The 2,319-nt window shown below is 35.9% G+C and carries 3 protein-coding genes and 1 pseudogene; 3 read left to right on the top strand and 1 reads right to left on the bottom strand.

Going from position 1 to position 2,319, the window contains the following annotated elements; translation table 11 throughout:
• The 3 genes and pseudogenes from HU824_RS19765 to HU824_RS11490 all read left to right on the top strand — a co-directional run.
• A pseudogene (locus HU824_RS19765) lies at positions 1-77 on the top strand (transposase); the annotation flags it as partial.
• Between the two features lie 533 nt (positions 78-610).
• Positions 611-1,009, top strand: a complete 399-nt coding sequence (locus HU824_RS11495; RefSeq protein ID WP_176468916.1) for a hypothetical protein — start codon at positions 611-613, stop codon at positions 1,007-1,009.
• Between the two features lie 31 nt (positions 1,010-1,040).
• Positions 1,041-1,532 carry a hypothetical protein gene (locus HU824_RS11490; protein WP_176468915.1) on the top strand — a complete coding sequence of 164 codons (492 nt, stop codon included), beginning with the start codon at positions 1,041-1,043 and terminating at the stop codon, positions 1,530-1,532.
• A 51-nt stretch (positions 1,533-1,583) separates the two neighbouring features.
• Here HU824_RS11490 and HU824_RS11485 read toward each other — a convergent pair whose 3' ends face one another.
• Positions 1,584-2,213: a recombinase family protein gene (locus tag HU824_RS11485; protein WP_176468914.1), complete on the bottom strand. Its 630-nt coding sequence runs from the start codon at positions 2,211-2,213 to the stop codon at positions 1,584-1,586.
• Positions 2,214-2,319: the final 106 nt, after the last annotated feature.

Here is a 2,319-nt window from a genome sequence, read left to right as displayed (position 1 = left end):
AAGCGTTCAGAGCACAGTTTAGGGGAGTCGGAGATATACCATTCTTTATTTTTAGATTATGCAAACTAACAGTGTAGATTTAACATACCCACAGGGTTTTCGGACTGACCCGAACATGATTTACGGGTGACCCGTAAAACTCCCGTAATCCTTAACAAAAAGAAAACCACTGACTCATTGTGAATCAGTGGTCTAAGTGGAGCGTATGAGACTCGAACTCATCACCTCGACACTGCCAGTGTCAAAAGTTGTTCTGATTTTTAATGAGTTATATCTTTTACGGTAAGGAATTACGGTAAAATATGCTGCAAAGGTAGAACTTTTTTCTAACAATAATAAAATGAATAAAGCTTTTATTCGTATCTTTGTACCGACATTTTAAGATAACGTAAGAGCGTTTAGTAATCCTTGGTATCGAAATCGCCAATTTCAAACTATCACAAGGATACACTAAATGCTCACGCACCTATATGGAGCGTGGGCTATTGTTGTGTATTGTGATAGGAGCGTTTGGCGATGCTTGATACCGATATACTAACAGTGCCTGCGCTCTTTCTTTTTATATTAACCGTTCGGTTGGGGCTGCCGAACACACAAAATCTTATTTTATATGAAGAAACATGTAATTGGCTTTGCACTTATTGGGTGTATTGCTCTTTCATCTTGCAGTACGGTGAATTATATGAGTACTGACAAATTGAAAGCGAATTACGAGAAAAAAATCAATCACACTACATTTCTTGGTAAAACTTTGTTCAAGACTGATAAGAAGAAAAAAGACACCTACGAAAATGTAAAAGTGTACATGAATGAAAATGAAGTAGGAAAAGATTTTGAAGTAGTTGCATTTGGGGCATACACTCCGTGGATTTTGCCATTAGTAAGACCCGAACGTCCAAGACTTGAAAAATATCTCTTATGGAAAGCTGCACGTAAGGCTCGCAAACTTGGCGCAAATGGTGCAATCATTGACAGCAAGAATGATTTCCGTGTTATTAAAATCAAATAAAAGAACAATATAAATCCATATTAAATAAGCTATGAAGAAGTATATAAATTTTTTTTCTGTTATACTATTAGCCACATTATCATTTACTCTTATGTCGTGTAGTGATGACGATGAAAACAATGAAACAAATGGCAACACCATTGAAATTAATGGTGTAATGAGAACCGTATCTACAATGATAGGCTTAGAGGGGTCTTGGAGTAATGGTAGCGGAGAGTTCACACTTACAGTTGACAATGTAAAAAATGGCACTAATGACCTTGAATATTATATGTTCTCTTTTCAAAGTGCCGCAGACCTTAAAAAGGGAGATGATGTGTCAAAAATGCAACTCACATTATCCCCTCCCGAAGCCTCTTATTGGGAAAGTTATTCATACCAAAGCGGCAAAGCAACCGTAATGAATACCAACAAAGAAAAAAGTGAAATAACCATCAAATTTGAACAACTTGAAATGGTATATAAAGGCGATATTTACAAATTTAATGGCACTACAACCCTAATGTATGATTTCGGGAATTAATGCAGTTAAAAACAAAAACAAGAGGGTTTGCAGCCCTCTTGTTTCATTAACCTACAACTTAAATTCTTTTTTCAAACGCTGAACGGTTGAGGCTGACGTATCGGTAAGTTTTGCCACTTGGCGCACAGACAACCCTTGTCGCAATGCTTTTAATACATCTTTATACTCTTCTTTCTTTTTGTCCGCACTTTTTACGCTACCCATTTTCCGTCCAAGCCGCCCACCTTTGGCAATATATTGTTGCCGTCCACTGTTCAGACGAAACTTGATATTATCTCTTTCCATTTCAGCACATGTGCCTAATACCGAAATAAAAATATTAAGAAAAGGGTTCTTAGTACCATCCGTTTGAAAAATCGAAAGGTTTTCTTTTTGAAAGTAGATATTAAGGGTGTTATCCTTACAACGCTTCACATTAGCTAAGACTTCATCAACATTACGACCTAAACGGCTTAATTCACTGATAAGAAGAATATCTATTTTGTTAGAGATACAATATTCTAAACACTCACATAAAATGAGACGGTCTTCATTCCGCTTTGCTCCGCTGATATGTTCTTCAAAAACTTGAGCTACTTCATAATTATTCTGTTCCGCATATTTTTGAAGGTCTACAACTTGGCGGTCTGTTGACTGCCTATCATTAATGCTGCTAACTCGTGCGTATATTACTGCTCTCATATTCTTACTTATTAATTATACCACAAAGATAGTATTTTTGTCAATAGTACGCAAATAAATCAAAGAATATTTTGAATACAATTTAGGTGTATTCTTTTATATATTC

It is taken from the genome of Bacteroides sp. L10-4 (genome assembly GCF_013373675.1).
In the GTDB taxonomy this organism is placed as follows: domain Bacteria; phylum Bacteroidota; class Bacteroidia; order Bacteroidales; family Bacteroidaceae; genus Bacteroides; species Bacteroides muris.
The sequence above is the reverse complement of the archived record's forward strand: the minus strand, read 5'-3'. Positions and strand labels throughout refer to the sequence as shown.